The following is a 22,411-nucleotide window of genomic DNA, read 5'->3' on the forward strand; positions in this document are numbered from 1 at the left end:
TAAATTTTACCTCTTTTATCGTAAACGTGTTAAAATTTTTGTTGGATTCGATCATGGGTCATTTCGATTTTTGAAGGTAGAATATATAAATACTCAATTAAACCTTCTAATAATTCAATCATTAACCGAGACATGTCCTCATCGAGGTCGCGTTCAAGATCTAAAATTCTTTGGAATTGGTTATCAGGGTGGAAGAGTTGACTAAGTGAGACGATTGGCCTCGCTAAGTCTAAACTTTTTGGCAAACTTTCTATTTGTGCAGCTAGCGGTTGTCCAATCATTTTGTCCCCTAGAAAACTTTTGACGACACTTTCTAATACACGTTTTGATAGGACTGCAGTTGCGGAATGATCCTTCAATTGTTGGACATTGACGGCAGAACGATAGACGCGGACTAAATCATTGGGTATTTTATCAACGTTTTCTATTTGAGAAAACGGAGTTTTTTTGTCATATACATAAACCTTAACTTCGTCAATCGTTTGTTCAAGTGTGTCAGGAAGCATGATCACAAATGAAGTCATAGCTTTGCATTCTGAGCAATTCCCTTTTGAAAATAAACCAATTTTATTGGCATGGGAATCAGTTTTCAATGTGAAGCGTGCATTTTTACCACATGTTGGACATTTGCATTTAACTTCTTTCGGAATTTTAAGATGCCCATACTGATTATAAGATATTATAGAACCGGGCGATATACTTCTCATTAGTTAATCCTCCTAAATAAAACAGAACGAACACGGCATAAATTTGAGGGGATATGGCTGCCTTTACTCTTATCATACCTAAAGACAAATTTCCCAATTCTAAAAAGTAAAGGTAAGTTATTCCATACGAAGTATATGTGATTTAAGAGTAAGAAAAAAGCTTGAAAACAATCTACTTGTCTTCAAGCTTTTTTTATAAGTTTACATATAGTTATTGCTGTAAAGCATTTATACTCCAGTATAATCTGAAATTGTTTCAGAAAGCGTAGTTGCGGTACTTGCAACTTCTTCACTTGCTAAGGAGATATCTGAAAGCATGTTGACTAAACTAGAGATCTCGATCTCAATCAGGTTGTTTTGTGAATTACTTTCTTTAGCTTGAGCTAAGATTTTATTTAATATTTCGTGGACAGTTTCTGTCGTTTTCACACTGTCTTTAACAATTTCGTTGATCGTTTGAATTGACGCTTCAATGGTTTGAATTTGTTCATTTGTTCTTCCACTAATTTGTGCAACTTTTGCTGATGAGCTTTTCGTTTGATCAGCAAGCTTTCGAACTTCTTCAGCCACGACTGAAAACCCTTTTCCAGCCTCACCAGCTCTTGCCGCTTCAATTGCCGCATTTAGCGCTAACAGGTTCGTTTGTTCAGCGATATCTAGAATAATTCTGACAATGCCTTGAATTTCTTTGGCATTGCTATCTAAAGTTTCCGCATTTTCAACAATTGCCTCGACACGGTCTTTAATTTCTTCAATTTGATTGCTTAATTGGTTCATTTTTTCCGTGCCATGCTGTGACTTTTCTTGTACTTCTGCTGATAGTTCCTTGCCTGTTGAAGAGGCTTCTTTAATTATTCTCGACTGATTAGACATTTCAGCAGTACTCGCATGAGTTTCTTGGGCAGTAGAAGCCAACCGTTCTGAACTTTCTCCGACACTAGTAGCTAAAGCTATTTTTGCGTTTTTGTCTGCTTCTTCGCGCAATTGTTTCTCGCGTGCTTCGTAAGCAGTTAACACTAGCTGTTGTTCGAAGTTTAAAATTTTCGTCACAGCATTTATTGCGAGCATTCTATCATCGATGTTTTCATAGTTTTCGATAATGATATTTTGCGAAACTTCGAATAACACGTTAAAAGCAGCCATATACCATTTAGGTTCTAACCCAATTCTGACATGAACGTGGGCAATCCGATCTCTTTTACTAATAAATTCTTCATTAATGACACCGTCAAACATTTCCATTAAATGAGTCCGTAATGTTTTTTGCAAGCGTTCGACACTACTACTATTGTTAATGATGGCAGTCAAATGGGGTACTTTTGTTACTCGATCATAGAAGCCAGTTGTCATTCGATCAACATTTTCTTGAATATGAGGTTGAATAAGTTTTAGGATTTTTAAATCCTTCACAGTTAAATCGATCATATTTAACTGTAAGTGAATATCCGGTGATAAAGACCGGTGAATTTCAGCATCAATATAATTAAGGTCTTGATTAAAGATAGATTGGGTTTGTTTTTTTGATTTAAATAAAAACATTTTGACCTCCAAGAAATAGATTGAATAATACCGCTATTGCGTCAATACACTTATAGGTTTATCTTACTACAGAAAAACGTTTGTGCAACATTTTTTTACATGAATCGACAATATTTACGATGATCTTTATCTTACTTCTAACACGCCTATTAAATCAATTATTAAGCTTTGGTGATTGTAATAATTCTATCAGCACCAGTAAATTAATAGTTCTCGAACCGAGTTTTCACGTTATTTTTCCAATTATGTTTTCTAGTTATTTACCGGATAATGGTAAACGGTTTAAATTCGGAAATTTCAGGTAGATTATTAGTCCACTTGATGGAATTGTGCTAAAATTATAATAATTGTATATATTTTATATTGATGCTTCAATAAGGAATTAAACGAGACTTACGAGATTGAAAGTCGAGTTAAGTTTCATGCGAAATTTTGTTAAGGGGGCGTAAGTAATGAGGGATGTAGTGATTGTAGGAGCTGCTAGAACACCGATAGGTAGTTTTGGTGGGGCATTATCTTCATTATCTGCAGTAGATCTCGGGGTAATTGCAGCTAAAGAAGCTATAAACAGAGCAGGGGTTAGTCCCAAGCTCGTTGATGACGTTTTGATTGGGAATATTCTATCAACAGGATTAGGGCAAAATCCGGCAAGACAAGTTGCTATTGGTGCTGGAATTCCAGCGACAACTACAGCAACAACGATTAATAAGCTTTGTGGTTCTGGTTTACGCACAGTTAGTATGGGTGCGCAATTTATTATGCTTGGTGATGCGGATGTTATTTTAGCGGGTGGAATTGAAAGTATGAGCAATGCACCGTACATATTAAACAATGCTCGCTTTGGCCTGCGCATGGGTGATAACCAAGTAGTGGATACAATGGTTCATGATGGCTTAACTGATGCTTTTAACAACTACCACATGGGAATTACTGCAGAAAATATTGCAGAGAAGTGGGAGATATCAAGGGAAGCTCAAGATGAATTTGCACTAAACAGTCAACTGAAAGCAGAAAAGGCACAAAATGAAGGTAGATTTGATGCTGAAATTGTTCCTGTTTCGGTTCCACAACGTAAAGGTGATGCCCTTGTTGTAAAAAAAGATGAGTATCCAAAAAGTGGTTTAACGATCGATAAATTAGCGAAGTTAAGACCTGCCTTTAAAAAAGAAGGCACAGTTACAGCAGGGAATGCATCTGGAATTAATGATGGGGCAGCAATGCTTGTCTTAATGGCAAAGGAAAAGGCAGAGGAACTCGGTTTAAGGTGGCTTGCAACAATTAAAGCTTATGGAAATGCTGCTCTTGACCCAAGCATTATGGGCTATGGTCCAGTTCCAGCGACAAAACAAGCGCTCCAAAAAGCAAGTTTAACAATCGCCGACATTGATCTAATTGAAGCAAACGAAGCTTTTGCCGCGCAAGCGCTAGCTGTTGCAAAAGATCTTGAGCTTGACGAGGAGAAGGTTAATGTCAATGGTGGTGCAATTGCTTTAGGTCATCCAATTGGAGCATCTGGGGCAAGAATTTTGGTGACACTTTTATATGAAATGGAACGCCGGAACGCAAAAACAGGTCTTGCCACACTTTGTATTGGTGGTGGCCAAGGAACAGCGTTAATAGTTGAACGATAAAAAGTAAGCGTTTACTTTATACTGTGGGTGAGTGGTCGATTTGACTGCTCTTTTTTTCGTTTTAAGAACATATGGCTAGTCAGAACTAACTGGGGATCATTTATTTCACGTACCGTACTTAATTACTTGTTTTTTTACTAAAAGATTACAATTACGGAATCTGACTTTTAAATACTCAACCTTTCCCGTATGATGTAGAAGGGAGGCGAAAACATGTCGAATTCATCTAAAGAAAAAAACAAAAAAAGGAAGATCTCGCTTTTTTTCTTTGTTGTAGTATTTAAGTTTGTAGCATTGTTTGCAATTGGAGGTATATACTATTATTTTTCTGAACAACAAAAACAAGTTTCATATTTTCATATAGAATATCCGATCGTTTTTCAAGGAGACGTTTATGAAAAGGGTGCAATTATTCAAAATGATCAATTGTACTTACCGTTTCAATTTATCTCAGCTCATTTAGATGAGGGTATTACGTATGATGAACAAACTCAATCAGTCATTATTATTTCTAATGAAAATATTCTCCGATTTCCAAAACAAAAATTAGAGAAATTTGTGAATGAACAACCGTTTGAAATTGAAGTAGAAACATTTATAAGCGAAAATCAAGAGCTTTATGTTGAAATTGAGCAATTAGAAAATGTTTATCCAATTGGATATAGATTTTTTGAAGAAACAGGTAGTGTTGTTATACGAAAAGATGGAGAAGAGCAACAAATCGGCTTTGTCATAGAGGCAGCAAAGCAAAAAGATCTTCGTATCAAAACAACGAATTCGTACTTTTCAGATTACTACGCTGCAGTTTCGCCTGGAGAAAAACTATATATAGAATTTGAAGAAGAACGATTTTATTTTGTTCGTAATGAAAAAGGGATCTCGGGCTTTATGAAAAAAAACTTAATTGAAAATATCGGGATAGAAGAAATTGTAATTTATCGTGACAAAACCTTTCGTCAATTAGAATATCCAGAAGGACCAATAAATTTAACGTGGGAAGCGGTATATTCAAAAAATCCTGATGTCGCAACTTTACCGGCGCTTCCAGGGATTAATGTAGTTTCTCCAACGTGGTTCAAGCTAAAAAACGAAGATGGTGACATCCATAGCCTTGCTTCAATGACCTATGTGCATTGGGCAAAAGACCGAGGCTATCATATTTGGGGGCTATTCTCCAATGACTTTGATCCAGAAAGAACACATATCGCTTTGCAAAACTATGAAACAAGGCAAAAAATGATCCGACAACTACTACAATATAGTGAGATGTATGACTTAGATGGGATTAATGTTGATTTTGAAAATGTATATTTAAAAGATAAGGATTTGGTCACCCAATTTGTTCGTGAGTTGACCGCCCTAGCTCATCAAGCGGGATTAATTATTTCGATGGATATTACATTCATTTCTACTAGTGAAATGTGGTCGATGTTTTATGATCGGAAAGCATTAGCAGACATCGTTGATTACATGGTTGTTATGGCTTATGACGAACATTGGGGTTCATCACCATTGGCTGGTAGTGTCGCCTCTTTCCCATGGGTTGAAAAGAATTTAACGAAGCTGTTAGAGATCATTCCTAGTGAACGACTAATTCTTGGAATACCAACGTATACAAGAATTTGGAAAGAACAAGAAACGGAAGGTGGAAACATCGAAGTTTCTTCAAAAGCGTTAAGTATGCGTGCTGTCGAAGATTGGATAGAGGAACGGGATTTGACACCTGAATTTGATGATGCGAGCGGGCAAGATTATGTTGAGTTTTATGACGAAGAAGAAAAAGCAACGTTTAAAATTTGGATTGAAAACGCTGATTCGATCGCGAGAAGAGGGGAAATGGTTCATGACTATAACCTCGCTGGAGTTGCTTCATGGAATCGCTTCTTTGCCAATGATGAAAGCTGGGATGCCTTAAATTCAGTGCTAAGTCGAGAAGTTGAGTAAAAACATTTGATTGCTTTATTTTTATCCAACAAATAGGTAAAATGAAATCAATGGAAATTGTTGTTTATTCTAGTAATAAGGGGCGAGTGCATTGACAATTAAAAATCCTGATCGAAGTGAAATTAAAGAAATATTAGCAAACAATAAACGCATTGCTGTTGTGGGGTTATCGAATAACCCGGAACGAACTTCATACATGGTGTCCGAAGCTATGCTAAATGCGGGCTTTGAAATCATTCCGGTAAACCCTGTCGTTGATGAGGTTCTTGGTGTAAAAGCGGTGGCTTCACTAAAGGATATTGAAGGACAGGTGGATATCGTTAACGTCTTTAGAAGAAGTGAATTTCTTCCTGAAATTGCAAAGGAAGCTGTAGAAATTGGTGCAAATGTTTTTTGGGCTCAATTAGGTGTTGAAAATGAAGAAGCTTATCATTATTTAAAAGAACACGGCATGACGGTGATTATGGATCGTTGCATTAAAGTTGAGCACGCGTTAACTAAGTAGTTCTAGGTATGTTTATAAAAGGCTAAAGTTATATAAAAATAGGAAAATCCTCTTACTTTTTTTAAGTAATTAAGAGGATTTTTCTTTTTAATTGGAAAACAAGCTTGAAAAATAAGGATTTAAGCAGTATTGTAAATAAGGACAGTGTCGAGCGAATAGCAATTATATTTTTTATATTGATAGAAACAATTGTTCGTATTATATTTATATTTAGTAGAAACTGTTATTATATGAAAACGTTGTAATTAGAGTAAGTTTAGGAAGGGAGTCTATCTATTTGGCGACAAAAGCGAAATTCGACTATAACGATGATGCCATTCAAGTATTAGAAGGACTTGAAGCAGTAAGGAAACGCCCGGGGATGTATATTGGTAGTACTGACTCAAGAGGTTTACATCATCTCGTATATGAAATTGTAGATAATTCTGTAGATGAGGCGTTAGCTGGCTTCGGAAATGAAATTAAAGTAACTATTCATAAAGATAATAGTATTAGTGTGCAGGATGATGGGCGCGGAATGCCTACAGGAATGCACAAAATGGGGAAACCAACTCCTGAAGTAATTTTAACAGTTCTTCATGCAGGTGGTAAATTTGGACAAGGTGGATACTCTACGAGTGGAGGACTTCACGGTGTAGGTGCATCTGTAGTAAATGCACTATCAGAGTGGCTTGAAGTAACGATTAATCGAGATGGCTTTATTTTTAAACAGCGTTTTGAACAAGGTGGAAAGCCTGTTTCGACTCTAGAAAAAGTAGGGACAACAAAGAAAACGGGAACAACGATCCATTTTAAACCTGATAAAACAATTTTTAGTACGACAACCTATAATTTTGAAACGTTAACTGAACGCCTAAGAGAAGCAGCCTTTCTTTTAAAGGGCTTAAAAATAACGTTAAAAGATACAAGGGCCGGAAAAGAAGATCAGCAAGAAGTGTTTCACTATGAAAATGGTATTGAAGCATTTGTTGAGTATTTAAACGAGGATAAAGAAACATTACATCCTGTTGCCTTCTTCCAAGGGAAAAATCAAGGGATTGAAGTTGAGTTTTCATTCCAATTTAATGATGCCTACACAGAGAACGTTCTTTCATTCGTAAATAACGTCCGCACAAAAGATGGTGGGACACATGAATTAGGCGCTAAAACAGCAATGACGCGAATTTTTAATGAATATGCTCGTAAAATGGCATTGTTAAAGGAAAAAGAAAAAAATCTTGATGGCTCAGATATTCGTGAAGGTTTTACAGCGATTGTATCTGTTCGTGTCCCGGAAGAAAAGTTGCAGTTTGAAGGTCAAACGAAAGGTAAACTTGGAACTGCGGAAGCGCGCTCTGCTGTAGATGCTGTTGTCAGCGAACAACTGTCTTTTTTCTTAGAAGAAAACCCTGACATTAGCACGTTATTAGTAAAAAAAGCAATTAAAGCTTCACAAGCTCGTGAAGCTGCTAGAAAAGCTCGTGAAGATGCACGTAGTGGAAAAAAATCAAAGCGTAAAGATGCGCTTTTAAGTGGCAAACTTACACCAGCCCAGTCCAAAAATCCGAGCCGCAATGAACTTTATCTTGTAGAGGGCGACTCTGCAGGTGGTTCAGCTAAGCAAGGACGCGACCGTAAATTTCAGGCAGTGTTACCGCTTCGAGGTAAAGTAATTAATACCGAAAAAGCAAAGCTTGCAGATATTATGAAAAATGAAGAGATTAGAACGATCATTTATGCGATTGGCGCAGATGTTGGTGCTGACTTTAATGTAGAGGACATTAATTATGACAAAGTCATCATTATGACGGATGCTGATACTGATGGAGCCCATATTCAAGTATTATTACTAACATTTTTCTATCGCTATATGAGGCCGCTTATTGAAGCAGGAAAAGTGTATATTGCGCTTCCACCTTTGTATAAAGTAAGCAAAGGAACAGGGAAAAAAGAGGTAATAGAATATGCTTGGGATGAAAATGGTTTAAAAGACGCTATGAAGAAAGTTGGTAAGGGCTACACGATCCAACGTTATAAAGGACTTGGGGAAATGGATGCGGTGCAGCTTTGGGAAACGACAATGGATCCTGAAACAAGAACACTTATTCGAGTTAAGATAGAAGATGTAGCTCGTGCCGAGCGTCGTGTCTCGACATTAATGGGTGACAAAGTTGAACCACGTCGTAAGTGGATTGAAACAAACGTCGCCTTTGGATTAGACGAGGAAACGAACATCTTAGAAAATGAAAATTTGACCTTAATTGAGGAGGAATAAGTTTGTTGTTTGCCGATAAATATTTAGACCTTCCCTTAGAAGATGTAATTGGGGATCGATTTGGTCGCTATAGTAAATACATTATACAAGAACGTGCCTTACCGGATGCTCGTGATGGATTGAAGCCCGTTCAGCGCAGAATTTTATATGCGATGCATAAAGAAGGAAATACGGCAGATAAAGCGTTCCGTAAATCAGCGAAAACAGTCGGTAACGTAATTGGTAACTATCATCCTCATGGTGATACATCTGTTTACGAGGCTATGGTTCGAATGAGTCAAGATTGGAAAGTTCGTTACGGACTTATTCAAATGCACGGAAACAATGGGTCGATTGACGGTGATCCACCAGCAGCGATGCGTTATACTGAAGCACGTCTATCGGCAATTGCCCAAGAGATGCTTCGTGATATTGAAAAAGAAACGGTTGACTTTATACCGAACTTTGATGATTCGGAAACAGAGCCAGTTGTGTTACCAGCGATGTATCCGAACTTACTTGTTAATGGTTCGACTGGAATTTCAGCAGGATATGCTACCGACATTCCGCCTCATCAATTAGGTGAAGTGATTGACGCAGCGATTATGCAAATGGAAAATCCAAATGTGACCCTTGATGAATTAATGCAAGTCATTAAAGGACCTGATTTTCCAACAGGAGGCATTATTCAAGGGGCCCAGGGGATCCGAAGCGCCTATGAAACTGGTAAAGGAAAAGTCGTTGTTCGCTGTAAAGCAGAAATTGAAGCGATTCGTGGTGGGAAACAACAAATCGTGATCACCGAAATTCCTTATGAAATCGTCAAAGCAAATCTCGTTAAAAAAATCGACGAAATTCGCTTTGATAAAAAAGTCGATGGTATTGCGGAAGTTCGTGATGATACCGATCGAACTGGATTACGCATTATAATTGAATTGAAAAAAGATGCTGATGCTGCAGGGATCTTGAACTATTTATATAAAAATACAGATCTACAAATTACCTATAACTTTAATATGGTAGCGATCTTTAATAAGCGCCCAATGCTTCTTGGTTTAAAACAGCTTTTACAAGCGTATATTAACCACCAAAAAGAAGTAATTACTAGACGTTCAACGTATGAGCTTCGAAAAGCTGAGGAACGTCAGCATGTTGTTGAAGGATTAATTCGGGCGATCTCTATTTTAGACGAAGTGATTGAAACAATCCGTGCTTCAAAAGATAAGCGAAACGCTAAAGATAATTTAATAAGCAAGTTTCAGTTTACAGAAGCACAAGCAGAAGCAATTGTAACGTTACAACTTTATCGTTTAACAAATACAGATGTGACGATTCTTCAAAAGGAAAGTGACGAGTTAGCTAAGAAGATTACCCTTTTAATGGAAATTTTAAATAGTGAGAAGAAACTTGTTGCTGTTATTAAAAAAGATCTGTTAACAATTAAGAAAACATTTAATGACGAACGTCGTACTGTGATTGAAGCTGAAATTGAAGAGCTTAAGATTAATCTTGAAGTTTTAGTGCCAGCAGAAGATGTACTCGTGACTGTTACAAAAGAAGGCTATGTAAAAAGGACAAGCGTCCGTTCCTACACAGCTTCCAATGGTGAACCACCAGGGATGAAAGAGGGAGACCGTGTCATTGGGCAATTTGAAACAAATACAACAGATACGTTATTAATTTTCTCAGCAAAAGGAAATTACTTATTTGTTCCAGTTCACCAGCTACCTGACATCCGCTGGAAGGATCTTGGCCAACATGTAGCCAACATTGTCCCGCTAGAGCGTGGCGATGAGATTATTAAAGCAATGCCGATTAAAGAGTTTTCCGAAGAGCAATTCCTCGTTTTCTTTACGAAGCAAGGAATGGCAAAACGAACACCATTGTCCGAATATCAAGCACAACGTTATTCTAAACCGTTAATGGCATTAAAGTTAAAACAGGATGACACAGTCGTTGATATCCACTTAACAGATGGGACCCAAGATGTGTTTATTGGTACGGCATTTGGTTATGGGCTGTTTTTCGAAGAAGCTGAGATTAGTGTTGTTGGTCAAAGGGCAGCAGGGGTAAAAGGAATTAACTTAAAGCCTGGCGACGAAGTTATTAGTGGCTTCTTGTTAGCAAAAGAAGAAAAAACGTATTTATTTGCGGTTACTCAGCGTGGTGCCTTTAAAAAAATGAATATTACGGAGTTTGATAAAACTACGCGAGCTAAGCGTGGCTTAATTATGTTACGAGAGTTAAAGAGCAATCCGCATCGCTTAATCGCTTTAAAGAAAGCAGATAATAAATCGATTTTCTACTTGAAAACGGATAAAGGGATTGAAGATGCACTCGAAATGGCGCAAATTAGACCTAGTGACCGTTATAGCAATGGTTCATTTATTATCGATACGACCAAAGATGGCTCTATCGTTGATTTGTGGGAAGAACGAAAAGGAATAGATGGTGAACAAAAACCTGAGTAGCTAATCTGCTCAGGTTTTTCCTGAAATTGGGTGGGAGATGTGCATGGTGAAGTCGATCATATTTATTAGCGTAGGCGCTTTTTTGCAAGGATTCGCGATGTCGATATTTTTGTTTCCTCATGACATCCCTTCTGGTGGAGCTGCAGGTGTTGCCATTTTAATGAATTATTTTTTCTCGTTACCAAATGGAGTTTCGCTCTGGCTATTTAACTTCGTTCTCTTGTTAATTGCTCTTAAATGGCTAGGGAAAAGTAAAGCTTTGGCAACGATTTATGCGATCACAATTACATCGGTAACGATCACAGCCATTGAATCTATGAATGTCACTATAGGGTACCTGTTTGTAGATTTAGTGATTGGTGCTATCATTTTTGGATGTGGTGTAGGGATATTATTTAAAAATGGATTATCATCGGGAGGCATGGCGATCGTCGCTTTATTAATCGAAAAATATCGCGGGAAACGTCCAGGAAGATCGATGTTTTTCACTAACACAGCGATCTTTTTATTAATTTCATTAGTAAAGGATTGGAAAATTATATTATTAGCGATACTATGTCAGTGGATTTCGACGAAGGTGATTGATTTTGTCTATCAAAATAAAGTTGTAAAGCCCGAAGTTCAGAAGGCAAGTTAACAAAAAGCATTCAACTCTCTTAAAGAGCTGAATGCTTTTTAAAATTTGTCTAGCTTTAGTACTAGAGCCCTGTCGGTAGTAGCCTGGCTTACAAGGTGCTTCCGAATTGCTTATCTTAGTGCATCTTTTTCGATATTGACTTCCTCTATGAGTTCTTCCATATCGTCTTTACTCGTATTATGTACTCTATTCTCTAAATCGTTGAACTTTTGATCAACATTGCGTGGGTTAGCGTCAGCGCTTATCCCCATTTCCTTGCCAATGCTATCATTAATAATACTTTCTTTCTTTCCATCTGGATGGGTGCTTCGGGGTTGGTATCCTTTTTGGCCAGCCATGTCAATTTACCTCCTCAGTCAGTTTCTCTATTACCTTTTACTAAGTTCTAAAAAATATTAGTCACCTTATTAAAATACTTCTAAATTTTATCGAAATATTCAAAAAACAAAAGATTAAAGTAGAATATTACAGCAAGTCTAACCATATAGTTTACTAATTCTACTATGAAAGGAGTGTTTTAATTGAATGGTATCGCTTTAGCTCTTATTGGTATGCTTGTATTTTTCTTCGGGTATCGCTATTATTCAAAATTCATTGCAGAACGAATTTACCGACTTGATCCAAACTATGTTACACCTGCTCATCAGTTTAATGATGGCAAAGACTTTGTCCCAACGAATAAGTTTGTTTTATGGGGGCACCACTTCACATCTGTTGCAGGCGCTGCACCAATTGTTGGTCCAGCCATTGCCGTATATTGGGGTTGGGGACCAGCGTTTTTATGGGTTATTTTAGGGACCGTATTTGCTGCAGGTGTCCATGACTTTGGGGCGTTAGTATTATCAGTGCGAAATAAAGGTCAATCAGTAGGAACATTAGCACATCGCTTAATTGGAAAGCGAGCAAAACTATTATTCTTATTCATTATCTTAATTTTAGTGTTAATGGTAAATGCTGTATTTGCTTGGGTAATTTCAAATTTATTTATCCGTTTTCCAGGATCGGTACTACCAGTATTTATTCAAATTCCACTAGCTATTTGGATAGGTCACGCAGTTTATAAGAAAAAAGGAAACATGTTAATTCCTTCCTTAGTTGCGTTAGCAGTTATGTACATTACTGCTGTGATTGCCAGTCGTGTACCTGCTCTACAAATTGATTTAGTGAGCTACTTTGGAGGAGCAGAAAATACAGTAGCCTTTGGTCTAAACGGAGTGGCAATGTCGTTCTTTGTATGGATCATTATATTAATGGCATATGTCTATATTGCTTCAACACTGCCAGTTTGGAAACTACTGCAACCGCGGGATTATATTAATTCCCATCAATTAGTTGTAGGGTTACTCATTCTTTATTTAGGATTATTTTTCTCAAACCCATCCTTGACAGCGCCAATGACAACAGGTGCTTCAGATGTCCCGTGGTTCCCACTGTTATTTATTACGATTGCTTGTGGAGCGATTTCAGGCTTCCACGGTTTAGTATCATCTGGAACATCGTCAAAGCAATTAAATAAAGAGACAGACGCTCGTTTCGTCGGATATTTAGGAGCGGTAGGTGAAGGATTTCTAGCATTAATTGCGATTATTGCCGTTTCCACTTATTTTGCGACTTCAGGGGAATTTTTAGCGAAATATGAAAGCTTTGCGGCAGCTAGTGCCGGTGGATTAGGTACCTTTATCAATGGAGCAGGGCAATTAGCAACAGGTATTTTCATTCCTGCGGATATTGCTTCAACAATAGTTGCTGTTATTGTTGTCTCATTTGCAGCGACGACTTTAGATACGTCAGTTCGTTTAATGCGTTACATTATCGCAGAACTTGGAAGCGAATACAAAGTTCCAGCGCTAACAAAAACACATGTAGCGACAACGATCGCTGTTGTTTCAAGTGCTGCATTAGTGCTATTGCCTGAAGGTCCTAATGGATTTGGTTCTGGTGGGTATGTATTATGGCCGTTATTTGGTACATCAAATCAATTATTAGCAGGGATTACGTTGCTATTAATTACGATTTGGTTAAAACGTCAGGGACGAAACTTCCTTCCAACGTTAATACCGATGCTATTCCTGTTATTCATGACACTTTGGGCGATGATTCAACAAGTCGTCTTCGATTGGTCAGGTTATAGTGGAGGAAATGCCAATCTCCTTCTATTTATCTTAGGTTCAATTATTCTCGTGTTTACATTCTGGATTTTCGTAGAAGCTATTGCAGCTTTAACAGGTAAAAATAAACTAGATCATCTTGAGGATTAAAGAAAAAAAGGGATTGGACGTAAATCCGATCCCTTGTTCTTCATTTTCACTTTTAGATAGTTAGGATTAAAGTCTATGGAAAACTGTGTAACGAACCAGTTTTTCAAAAATTGGTGGGAAAAGTTATGGAAAAACTTTCATTGAAACGAATTTTTGAACTTTATGATGAAATGCTACGGGTCCCACATCGGGCTGAAATTTACCGAGAATTACAAGCTGAAGATGATTTATTCTTACTTCTTGTTTATTCGGACATGCTCGGTATTCCTAATCCTGCATTTTATTACACGCTGGAGCTTTATCCTTATATTTTAGAAAAATTCCATGATTGGCATTTACGAATGGGTATTGAAAAGTCACCTTTAGACGGGATTCGGTGCTGCTAATCTAGTTAAAGGATGTCGAAATAATGCGAGACTTATTTACGAAAAAAATCATTTTTATCGGAGGCAAAGGTGGAGTTGGGAAGTCAACAACAGCGGCATCTTTTTCACTCCTTTGTGCAAAAAAAGGTGAGAAAACATTACTTGTTTCAACCGATCCAGCCCACAACATCGGAGATATATTTCATATGAAGGTTGGTGGGAAAATTAAGAAAGTATCAACCAATTTATTCGCTTACGAAATTGACCCAGAACGAGAAACGAAAAAATATATCACAGGTGTTAAAGAAAATTTACGTGGGATGATCAAGACGAGCTTAATGGATGAGGTCCATCGTCAAATTGATACGGCGGCAGCTACACCTGGTGCTGATGAAGCCGCAATTTTTGATTGTATATCCTCGATAATTCTTGAGGAAGAAGCAAATTTTGATAAAATTATCTTTGATACAGCACCAACGGGTCACACAATTCGTTTATTATCATTACCAGAGCTTATGGGAGTTTGGATTGATGGAATGATTGAGCGTCGCAAAAAGATCAACACAAACTATAGTCAGTTACTAAATGACGGCGAACCTGTGGAGGATCCTTTATATGAAACTTTACAAAAACGAAGACAAAAGTTTGCTGACGTTCGCGAAGTATTACTAAATAGCGAGAAAACGGGCTTTGCATTTGTTCTTATCCCTGAGAGATTGCCAATCTTAGAAACTGAAAAAGCGATCGAATTGTTGTCTAAATACAATTTGAGTATTGAGACTCTGTTTTTAAATAAAGTATTGCCAACAAGTGCCTATGGAACGTTTCTATAAAAACGACGCCAAATTGAAAGCCAGTATTTAGCGTTGATAAAAAAAACATTTAAAAAACAGACAATTATTGAAATTCCTTTGTTCGAAGAAGACATAGCAAGTATTAATTCATTGCATGTTTTTGCAGATTTAATTAGTGAGGGAGTTAGAAAGTAAATAAGTTTCCTAATGTTAAGCAGTCATCCCTAGCAAAAAGGGGTGGCTTTTTTGCTAGGGATGACCACAATTGGAAGTGCAATTCAGAGTCAGTAATTAGTATTTCTGATAAATTTTAGTTGTACAATTGCGTGGTTACTGTCAAAATAAGACAATAGGGGAATTTATATTAAGGGAGAGAAATGCTAGTGAACGTAACTGACATTCAAGAAGTTGCAGAGAAAGTAAAAGCTAATATTCAAAAAGTTATCATTGGAAAAGACGAGGCGATCGACCACCTTCTTGTCGCCTTAATTTCTTCTGGACATGTTCTTTTAGAGGATGTACCCGGTACAGGAAAGACGTTATTGGCCAAATCTTTAGCTAAGTCGTTAGATTGTTCTTTTAAACGAATTCAATTTACACCGGATTTACTACCGACAGATGTGACTGGGATCAATTTTTACAATACTAAGCAAGGAGATTTTGAATTCCGCCCAGGACCTATCTTTTCAAACATCGTTTTAGCTGATGAAATAAACAGAGCCACTCCGAGAACGCAATCTAGTTTATTAGAATGTATGGAGGAAAGACAGACAACGATCGACGGTGAGACACATTCTTTAGAACGGCCCTTTATGGTCATTGCTACTCAAAATCCCGTTGAAAGTCAAGGGACCTTTCCATTACCTGAAGCTCAGCTTGATCGCTTTTTAGTAAAAGTAAATTTAGGTTACCCAAGTAAGGAAGAAGGCGTGAATATATTAAAGAGATTTAAAGAAAATAACCCACTAGAAGAAATTGAACCTGTCGCTAGTAAGCATGAGCTTATTGGTGTGCAACAGCTTTACTCAAAAGTACACGTAAGTGAAGACATGCTTCATTACATCATCGACATTATTGAGAAAACAAGGGTTTCTCCAAAAATTCAGTTAGGAATTAGCCCAAGGGGGAGTCAAGCCTTACTAAAAGCAGTCCAAGTGTATGCGATTCTTAAGGGGCGGGACTATGTCAGTCCTGATGATGTAAAAGCAATGGTAAAACCTGTATTAGGTCATCGGCTTATCATCAAACCAATGTTGATATCCAAGGGTAATGAAATTGGATCAATCCTAGACGAAATTTTAGAAGCAACCCCAGTTCCTACCGAAGCAGAGTTTATCAAGGAGTTCCAATCGTAAATGAGTATCGTTTGGTTTATTCTTACTACTTTACTGGTGATCAGCTTCCAATATTTTATTTTTAGCAAATGGGGATTAACCCGGATTGAGTATACTCGATCTTTTAATAAAGATGCTGTATTTCCGGGAGAAGATTTTGAAATGATTGATGAAATCTCAAATAATAAATTGTTACCAATCCCATGGGTACGGTTAGAAACAAGGATTGATGAGAATTTACAATTCTCCAGAAAACATAAAGAGTCAATGGATGAAAATAGCGAAGAGTATCACCGAACGTTATTCAGCTTTGGTCCTTATCAAAAAATTACGAGAAGACATAAAGTTAGCTGCAAAAAAAGAGGTTACTACCGACTGAAAACAGTTTCAATAACACTAGGGGATGTCATGGGTTTGAATAATCGATTTGAAAGTGTACAGGCAGAAGTAGCCGTGACAGTTTATCCTGAACTCATTTCCATAGAGGAAATACCACTCCCATCTCATAGCTGGCTCGGGGAAGTCTTAGTTAAAAGATGGATCATCGAAGATCCTTTTCTGAACGCTGGTGTGCGTCAATATTGCTATGGTGATCCTTTAAATTCAATAAATTGGAAAGCGACAGCTCGAACTAGTAGTCTCCAAGTTAGTAAGAAAGACTATACAGCTGACCACCATCTCATGATTTACCTTAATTTTGATGAAACTGATGATATTTGGTTGCCGATACTCAACCAAGAGTTAATTGAAAAGGGGATTTCGTGTGCAGCTTCGATAGCACAAATGGCGATCTCTAAGGGGGTAAGCACTGGCTTTGGTTGTAACTCTTACCTTAATGATCCAGACGGTTCGACGCCAACTATTAAAAAATCGGTTCGGATAAAGCCGCAAACTGGTGATTACCAACTCGCTTTTATTTATGAAACAATGGCTAGGCTAGAGATGGATCGAAGTATGAATTTCAATCGTTTTTTACAAGAAGATATTAATAAACTCATAAAAACAGATGTACTTATTATTACGTTAATTTTAACTCCAGCAATAAAGGAAACGATTGCTGCTATCGAAAATCAAGGCAATCAAGTTGAAATTATAATGCTCAATAATGAACAAGATAGGAGGTGAGGAATTGTCCAATAAAGGTCGTACCATTTTTAGAAAATGGTTAAACAATTTTATTGAGTATATTACTTTCTTACCAGTGATTCTCTTCGTTGCTATTTATTTTACAAATAAACCTCTCATATTAATTGGTTGTTTGCCGATTATAACGTTTTTGGCGATTGTCTTTAGAATATTCGTTCAAGCTAAGATAAGGGTGATCTATTTCGGTTTTACTTCTATTGTCAGCGTTAGTTTCGTAGCCTTTTTTTATGAGGGGCAATTATCTTCGTTGATCGTTTTTGCGATGTGCTGGATTGTTACCTTTCGTGCGATTATCTATGCTGAGCGTGATCTTGAGGATGAGATGACACTATCTTCATTATGGGTTGGTTTTTCGGTCTACTTTATTTCTTATTTTTTTTATCGCTATATTGAAGTACTGAATTCGTATCTTGGCTTGATAACATGGACTTGCATATTTATGGTGGTTACCGCTCTCTTTATATCGAATAGTCACTCGTTGTATTCTTCAACTCTTTCTAAGCAAAAGAAACCATTTGTATCAAAGGTAATCAAAGCTAAAAACCGAGCGTTTATCATAGCTATGTTGAGTTTAATAGCCATTATTACAAACTTAAAAATTGTCCAAATACTATTTTTAAAAATGATTGAAGTAACTAGACAAGTGTTAGTTTGGTTGCTATCTATTACCAAAAATGATCCACCTGATGAAGAAGCAATTGTCCCCCTTCCTCAAACAGAAGCCTTGCCTGTTTTTGTAGGAGATGGAACTTCGCAATTAGCGCTTATAGCAGAAAAGATTTTAATTTTTGTTTTTTATGTAGGGTTCATATTGATTACCATAACTTTGTTAGTCTTTATAGCAATAAAGTTAGGTCCTTGGTTAACAACTGGTTTTCATTGGTTCAAAAAATTTCTAACTAAAATTTTCAATTTGAAACATCGGGACGATGAGCAAGACTATCAATATGTTGATGAAAAGGAGAGTCTCTTTAATTTTGAACAATGGCGTCAAAATAAAAAAGAGCAAGCAAATAAATGGTTAAAAGATGTGTTGTTCAGGCGCAAGCCTAAGTGGGAAGACTTATCTAATCCCCAAAAGGTACGATACGTCTACCGTCAATTGGTTACCGAGCAAGTAAAACAAGGTTTTGTTTTCAAAGCATCGCATACCCCGAGTCAAATAATCGAAGCGATGACTAACCAACAACACCCGTATTTAACAGGATTACTGGATGCCTATGGTAAAGCGAGATATGGAAGACAACATTTGACAAACGAGGAGATAGCTGAAGTTTCCAAGGTTTTAAAATCACTTGAGAGAAAAGAATTGTAAAAGACTTAAAAAAAGGAGATAGTGATGGGAAATCTCTATTAAGAAGTGATCCTAAGATGAGTTTTTTACAATGAAATCTCATATCACCAGTAGTAGGGTGATATGAGATTTTTGGTGCGAGAGCCCTTTTGTAAAGGGCTCTCTTAATTAGTTATTCCTCCCCGTTATCAAGATTTTCAGCTGCACCAAGATTTCCAAGGGCACCTAGGATTCCTTGAAGGACTCCTAGCAACTGTTGAACTTGATCACCAGTTAACGTACCTGGAGAAGTTAATCTTACACATGGTAATTCTACTTGAAGTTCAATGCCTAGAAGAACAATGTCGATTGGGCACGGAATTCCAATACATAAGATTTCATCACCAGTACAACAACTGTCAGGACAAGTGTTATTGTTGTTATTTCCCATCTTCTCAACCTCCTTTCTGTTAAGCTAATTTCATCTATATGTTTCAGTTAACTTCGTGCTTGTTTATTTAACCTAAGTTGCAAGTTTCTCCACGTTAAAAAGGCGAAGTTATAGGATGCTCTGTCCACTCGATACTAAAATTTAGTACATAAACTATATTAAACATTGCAGTTGTGGAGTTACGGTTACTTGAAAGGAGGAGTAGTTCTATGGTCGATTCAACTAGAAACAATCTTGACAAAAATGGAGAAAACAAAGTGAGAGTTTGCCTGATCGGTTTATTAGTAGCAAAGTCAAATGGGCTTTTAAGAAGATCCTTGAAAAGTTTGGTGAGTCTTGCGGAACTCTGTGACAATGGACAAGTAGCTGTGTTTTCACTCAAAGGTATAGATAGAGATAAACAATTTATTCAAGGTTATTTATACTGTTCGTCGGAAAAAACATGGATACCCTCAACATTTCCGATCCCTAATGCCATCATCAATCGAATCTCGTTAAATCGTAAATGGAAAGGGTATTTTAGGAGAATTTTAGGGCGGAAAATGATCAATAATTTCACTTTTAATAAGTGGCAAATGTACCAATGGTTATCAAATAACCAAGTGCTTAGGAACTATTTACCGAAAACACAGTTACTCACAGCAGATAAAGATCTGATCAATTTCTTGGAACAAAATAAAGAAGCTTATATTAAACCGATTTTTGGAAGTTTTGGTAGGGGAATTATGAAAATTTCTAAACATGAAGAATTGTATAAAATAGACTTTAGTTTTACTAAAAATCAAAAAAAATCGTCATATTTAAATAAAAAAGAGCTAATTGCATATTTCAAAGACAAAAAAAGTAAGTATATTATTCAACAGGTCATTGACCTATATATTGGAGCGCGACCGACTGACTTTAGATTAATAGCAGTGAAAAACGAGTTAGGAAAGTGGCAGGATTTAGGTATAATAGCTAGAAAAGGTAGAAGAGGTGGGCTTGTTAGCAACACCGGCATGGTTAAGAGTGGTAACCCAGCGCTGCAAAATTTATTATCGATACCAAGGAATGAAGCGGTTGAAATTAGAAAGAAGATGACTCAAATCTCAATAGATGCAGCAAAGTTGATGGAAAAATACGGTGGCACTAATGGTAATTTGGGGAATTTAGGAATTGATTTAGCGATAGATCGAAATAGGAATTTATGGATTATTGAAATGAACCATAGAAACCCTAGGCACAAAATGGCCATAGATGCCGGTGAACTTGATGTTTATATTAGTGCAAATAAATCACTTCTCAATTATGCAGACCACTTAGCTAAATTAACCTAGGGTTTATGTAAAAAATTGTACTGATGCGAGCAAACCAATTTAACAACGATACGTTAATTATGTTAAAGACCATATGCCCCAAAAAAGAGTTATTCCCTAATTCTTTTTGGGAAAATAAACAAAGGTAGAGTCCGATTTATGGCTCTACCTTCGTTTTTGTTAGTTTAGCAGAAAACTGGTTCAATAATAGTGACATCAGCGTCTTGTGCCATAAAATTCAAAACATCAGCAAGTGTGTTTAGTGTTGCTGTTGAATAGGTAATGCCACAGGCATTAAGGACTTCTTCCGCTAAATCTAGTATTTCTTCTACTGTTACACATTGGTCAGGTGCAAATCCTAAATTTTCAGCTTGTTCCTCAGTCAAATTGACTCTATACCCCAATAATACTCCACCTACACAACTGAATCTTGTTTCAGCGGAATTACAGACGTTCAGTAAATTTGCGAGATACTGTCGCAGTATCGAGTTCAAAACTGGAGGGAAAGCAGGACCACAAACTTCTGTCAAAGCATCTTCTGCACCGCTTTCGGTTAATAACTCTCTAATGAATGCTGCACATTCTTCAAGTTCTTCAGTTTCTGGACATTCAACTAGCACTGCCGCACAGCTAGTTTCCGTCAGTAAAAGTTGATTGAAGAATTCTGAGTTAGCACTAATACATTGAATAGCGTCACAAATTTCGCTATCAGAGAACTCTTCTGTGCTAAAGAATTGTGAAAAAACCCTAGTGAGCGGGGACAAAAAGGTCTTTTTGCCATTTTCTCACTACTTATTTCTTGTTAGTAGTAGTATATTGTTAAGTTTTTTAAGAGAATGGGCAATGTTCTATATTTAGATAAATTAATTAAAAACGTAATGCTTGAATTTCAGACGCCCATCCTCTAATTCTAGACATATATACAAGAGGATAAATAATTGGAGAATATCCTATAGAAAAAACAGAAATGAGTGAGAGTAACATGAAGAGGTGTAGAAGAAAGTGGGATCAATATACCACTTTGATTGACGAGGAATTCTTAAAAGCTTATTTACCGGAGACAAAGCCATTGGATGAGTCTAGTTTTTGGGAACTTCTCGATAGAAATAAACAAATAATTGTGAAACCTAATAGAGGACGCTGGGGAAATGGAGTACTTAAAATTAAAAAAATAGAAGGAAATAAATACGAGTTCTGTTCGGAGATGAATAAACGTTGTATTCATGGAAGATTTGACACATATAAAAACGTAAAAAGGTATTTGATAAGCGATGAAAACATCGTCCAACATGCGATAAGTTTAGCTGAAATTGGTGGTGCTCCTTTTGACCTTAGAGTGATGGTACAAAGAAAAAAGAACTCACCAACATGGGCTATAACTGGAATGGTAGCAAAAGTTGCATCTAAGAGATATTTTATAACGAATACAGCAGGTAAAGTCATGAATGTAGACAAAGCATTAGAGGATTCAAATATTAAAAAAATGAACTATAATGAACTAATAAAATTAATTGAAGAAATTAGCATTGTGACAGCCGAGAAGCTGTCTAGCGTTTACCCAAAGCACCGCATATATGGGATAGATATTGGTATAGATAAGAAGGGTAAACCATGGCTTTTTGAGGCTAACTTTAATCCTAACCTTGCCTATTTTCGTATGTTAGCAGATAAAAAGACTTTAAATAAAATAAGAAATTTTAAACGAAAAAAAGCTTCAAAATAATTACCAAATTAAATACAAGACTTGACGACTGCCTTTTAGGTAGTCGTTTTTTAGATAGGATAGGTAATTTCTAGCTAGATATCAAACGCATATTAAATAAAAGTT

At 36.8% G+C, this 22,411-nt stretch carries 18 protein-coding genes and 1 pseudogene; 14 read left to right on the forward strand and 5 right to left on the reverse strand.

What is annotated here, in order from left to right; all coding sequences use genetic code 11:
• Positions 1-29: 29 nt before the first annotated feature.
• Together ACK4M9_RS02280 and ACK4M9_RS02285 are read right to left on the reverse strand one after the other, a co-directional pair.
• Positions 30-707 carry a hypothetical protein gene (locus ACK4M9_RS02280; RefSeq protein WP_409847479.1) on the reverse strand — a complete coding sequence of 226 codons (678 nt, stop codon included), beginning with the start codon at positions 705-707 and terminating at the stop codon, positions 30-32.
• A 228-nt stretch (positions 708-935) separates the two neighbouring features.
• On the reverse strand, positions 936-2,246 hold the full coding sequence (locus tag ACK4M9_RS02285) for a protoglobin domain-containing protein (RefSeq protein ID WP_409847481.1): 1,311 nt from the start codon (positions 2,244-2,246) through the stop codon (positions 936-938).
• A gap of 452 nt (positions 2,247-2,698) precedes the next feature.
• Between ACK4M9_RS02285 and ACK4M9_RS02290 the strand changes: the two genes are divergently transcribed.
• From ACK4M9_RS02290 to ACK4M9_RS02315, 6 genes are all read left to right on the forward strand, one after another.
• Positions 2,699-3,877 (forward strand): acetyl-CoA C-acetyltransferase, encoded by a 1,179-nt coding sequence (locus ACK4M9_RS02290; RefSeq protein WP_409847484.1) that lies wholly within the window; start codon positions 2,699-2,701, stop codon positions 3,875-3,877.
• A gap of 213 nt (positions 3,878-4,090) precedes the next feature.
• Entirely contained in the window at positions 4,091-5,821 is a 1,731-nt protein-coding gene (locus ACK4M9_RS02295) for a glycosyl hydrolase family 18 protein (protein WP_409847486.1), read from the forward strand.
• 91 nt (positions 5,822-5,912) lie between these two features.
• A complete protein-coding gene (locus tag ACK4M9_RS02300; RefSeq protein ID WP_409847488.1) occupies positions 5,913-6,326 on the forward strand; it encodes a CoA-binding protein in 414 nt (137 codons plus the stop codon).
• Between the two features lie 277 nt (positions 6,327-6,603).
• Positions 6,604-8,580 (forward strand): DNA topoisomerase IV subunit B, encoded by a 1,977-nt coding sequence (gene parE, locus ACK4M9_RS02305; RefSeq protein WP_409847490.1) that lies wholly within the window; start codon positions 6,604-6,606, stop codon positions 8,578-8,580.
• Positions 8,581-8,582: 2 nt separating this feature from the next.
• Positions 8,583-11,030 carry a DNA topoisomerase IV subunit A gene (gene parC / locus ACK4M9_RS02310; protein WP_409847492.1) on the forward strand — a complete coding sequence of 816 codons (2,448 nt, stop codon included), beginning with the start codon at positions 8,583-8,585 and terminating at the stop codon, positions 11,028-11,030.
• 43 nt (positions 11,031-11,073) lie between these two features.
• Positions 11,074-11,667: a YitT family protein gene (locus ACK4M9_RS02315; protein ID WP_409847494.1), complete on the forward strand. Its 594-nt coding sequence runs from the start codon at positions 11,074-11,076 to the stop codon at positions 11,665-11,667.
• A 110-nt stretch (positions 11,668-11,777) separates the two neighbouring features.
• On the opposite strand, the gene ACK4M9_RS02320 is transcribed toward ACK4M9_RS02315, so the two are convergent.
• Positions 11,778-12,005 (reverse strand): hypothetical protein, encoded by a 228-nt coding sequence (locus tag ACK4M9_RS02320; RefSeq protein ID WP_409847496.1) that lies wholly within the window; start codon positions 12,003-12,005, stop codon positions 11,778-11,780.
• A 183-nt stretch (positions 12,006-12,188) separates the two neighbouring features.
• On the opposite strand from ACK4M9_RS02320, the gene ACK4M9_RS02325 reads away from it, so the two are divergent.
• The 6 genes and pseudogenes from ACK4M9_RS02325 to ACK4M9_RS02350 all read left to right on the forward strand — a co-directional run bounded on the left by ACK4M9_RS02325 (position 12,189) and on the right by ACK4M9_RS02350 (position 18,879).
• Positions 12,189-13,925, forward strand: coding sequence for a carbon starvation CstA family protein (locus ACK4M9_RS02325; protein WP_409847498.1), 1,737 nt, complete (start codon positions 12,189-12,191; stop codon positions 13,923-13,925).
• Positions 13,926-14,050: 125 nt separating this feature from the next.
• Positions 14,051-14,311, forward strand: a complete 261-nt coding sequence (locus tag ACK4M9_RS02330; RefSeq protein ID WP_261178107.1) for a cory-CC-star protein — start codon at positions 14,051-14,053, stop codon at positions 14,309-14,311.
• Positions 14,312-14,334: 23 nt separating this feature from the next.
• Positions 14,335-15,279: pseudogene (locus ACK4M9_RS02335) on the forward strand (ArsA family ATPase).
• 188 nt (positions 15,280-15,467) lie between these two features.
• Positions 15,468-16,439: an AAA family ATPase gene (locus ACK4M9_RS02340; RefSeq protein ID WP_409847501.1), complete on the forward strand. Its 972-nt coding sequence runs from the start codon at positions 15,468-15,470 to the stop codon at positions 16,437-16,439.
• Positions 16,440-17,543: a DUF58 domain-containing protein gene (locus ACK4M9_RS02345; RefSeq protein WP_409847504.1), complete on the forward strand. Its 1,104-nt coding sequence runs from the start codon at positions 16,440-16,442 to the stop codon at positions 17,541-17,543. It begins immediately after the preceding gene.
• Between the two features lie 4 nt (positions 17,544-17,547).
• A complete protein-coding gene (locus tag ACK4M9_RS02350; protein WP_409847506.1) occupies positions 17,548-18,879 on the forward strand; it encodes a hypothetical protein in 1,332 nt (443 codons plus the stop codon).
• 151 nt (positions 18,880-19,030) lie between these two features.
• Here the strand turns inward: ACK4M9_RS02350 and ACK4M9_RS02355 are convergent, their stop codons facing one another.
• Entirely contained in the window at positions 19,031-19,288 is a 258-nt protein-coding gene (locus tag ACK4M9_RS02355) for a hypothetical protein (RefSeq protein ID WP_409847507.1), read from the reverse strand.
• Positions 19,289-19,497: 209 nt separating this feature from the next.
• Here ACK4M9_RS02355 and ACK4M9_RS02360 point away from each other — a divergent pair, with 209 nt between their 5' ends.
• Positions 19,498-20,604, forward strand: a complete 1,107-nt coding sequence (locus ACK4M9_RS02360; protein WP_409847509.1) for a YheC/YheD family endospore coat-associated protein — start codon at positions 19,498-19,500, stop codon at positions 20,602-20,604.
• Positions 20,605-20,768: 164 nt separating this feature from the next.
• Here the strand turns inward: ACK4M9_RS02360 and ACK4M9_RS02365 are convergent, their stop codons facing one another.
• Positions 20,769-21,203, reverse strand: a complete 435-nt coding sequence (locus ACK4M9_RS02365; RefSeq protein WP_409847510.1) for a hypothetical protein — start codon at positions 21,201-21,203, stop codon at positions 20,769-20,771.
• A 362-nt stretch (positions 21,204-21,565) separates the two neighbouring features.
• On the opposite strand from ACK4M9_RS02365, the gene ACK4M9_RS02370 reads away from it, so the two are divergent.
• A complete protein-coding gene (locus ACK4M9_RS02370) occupies positions 21,566-22,306 on the forward strand; it encodes a YheC/YheD family protein (protein ID WP_409847512.1) in 741 nt (246 codons plus the stop codon).
• Positions 22,307-22,411: the final 105 nt, after the last annotated feature.

The sequence above is a fragment of the Anaerobacillus sp. genome, assembly GCF_046314235.1.
Lineage (GTDB): Bacteria > Bacillota > Bacilli > Bacillales > Anaerobacillaceae > Anaerobacillus.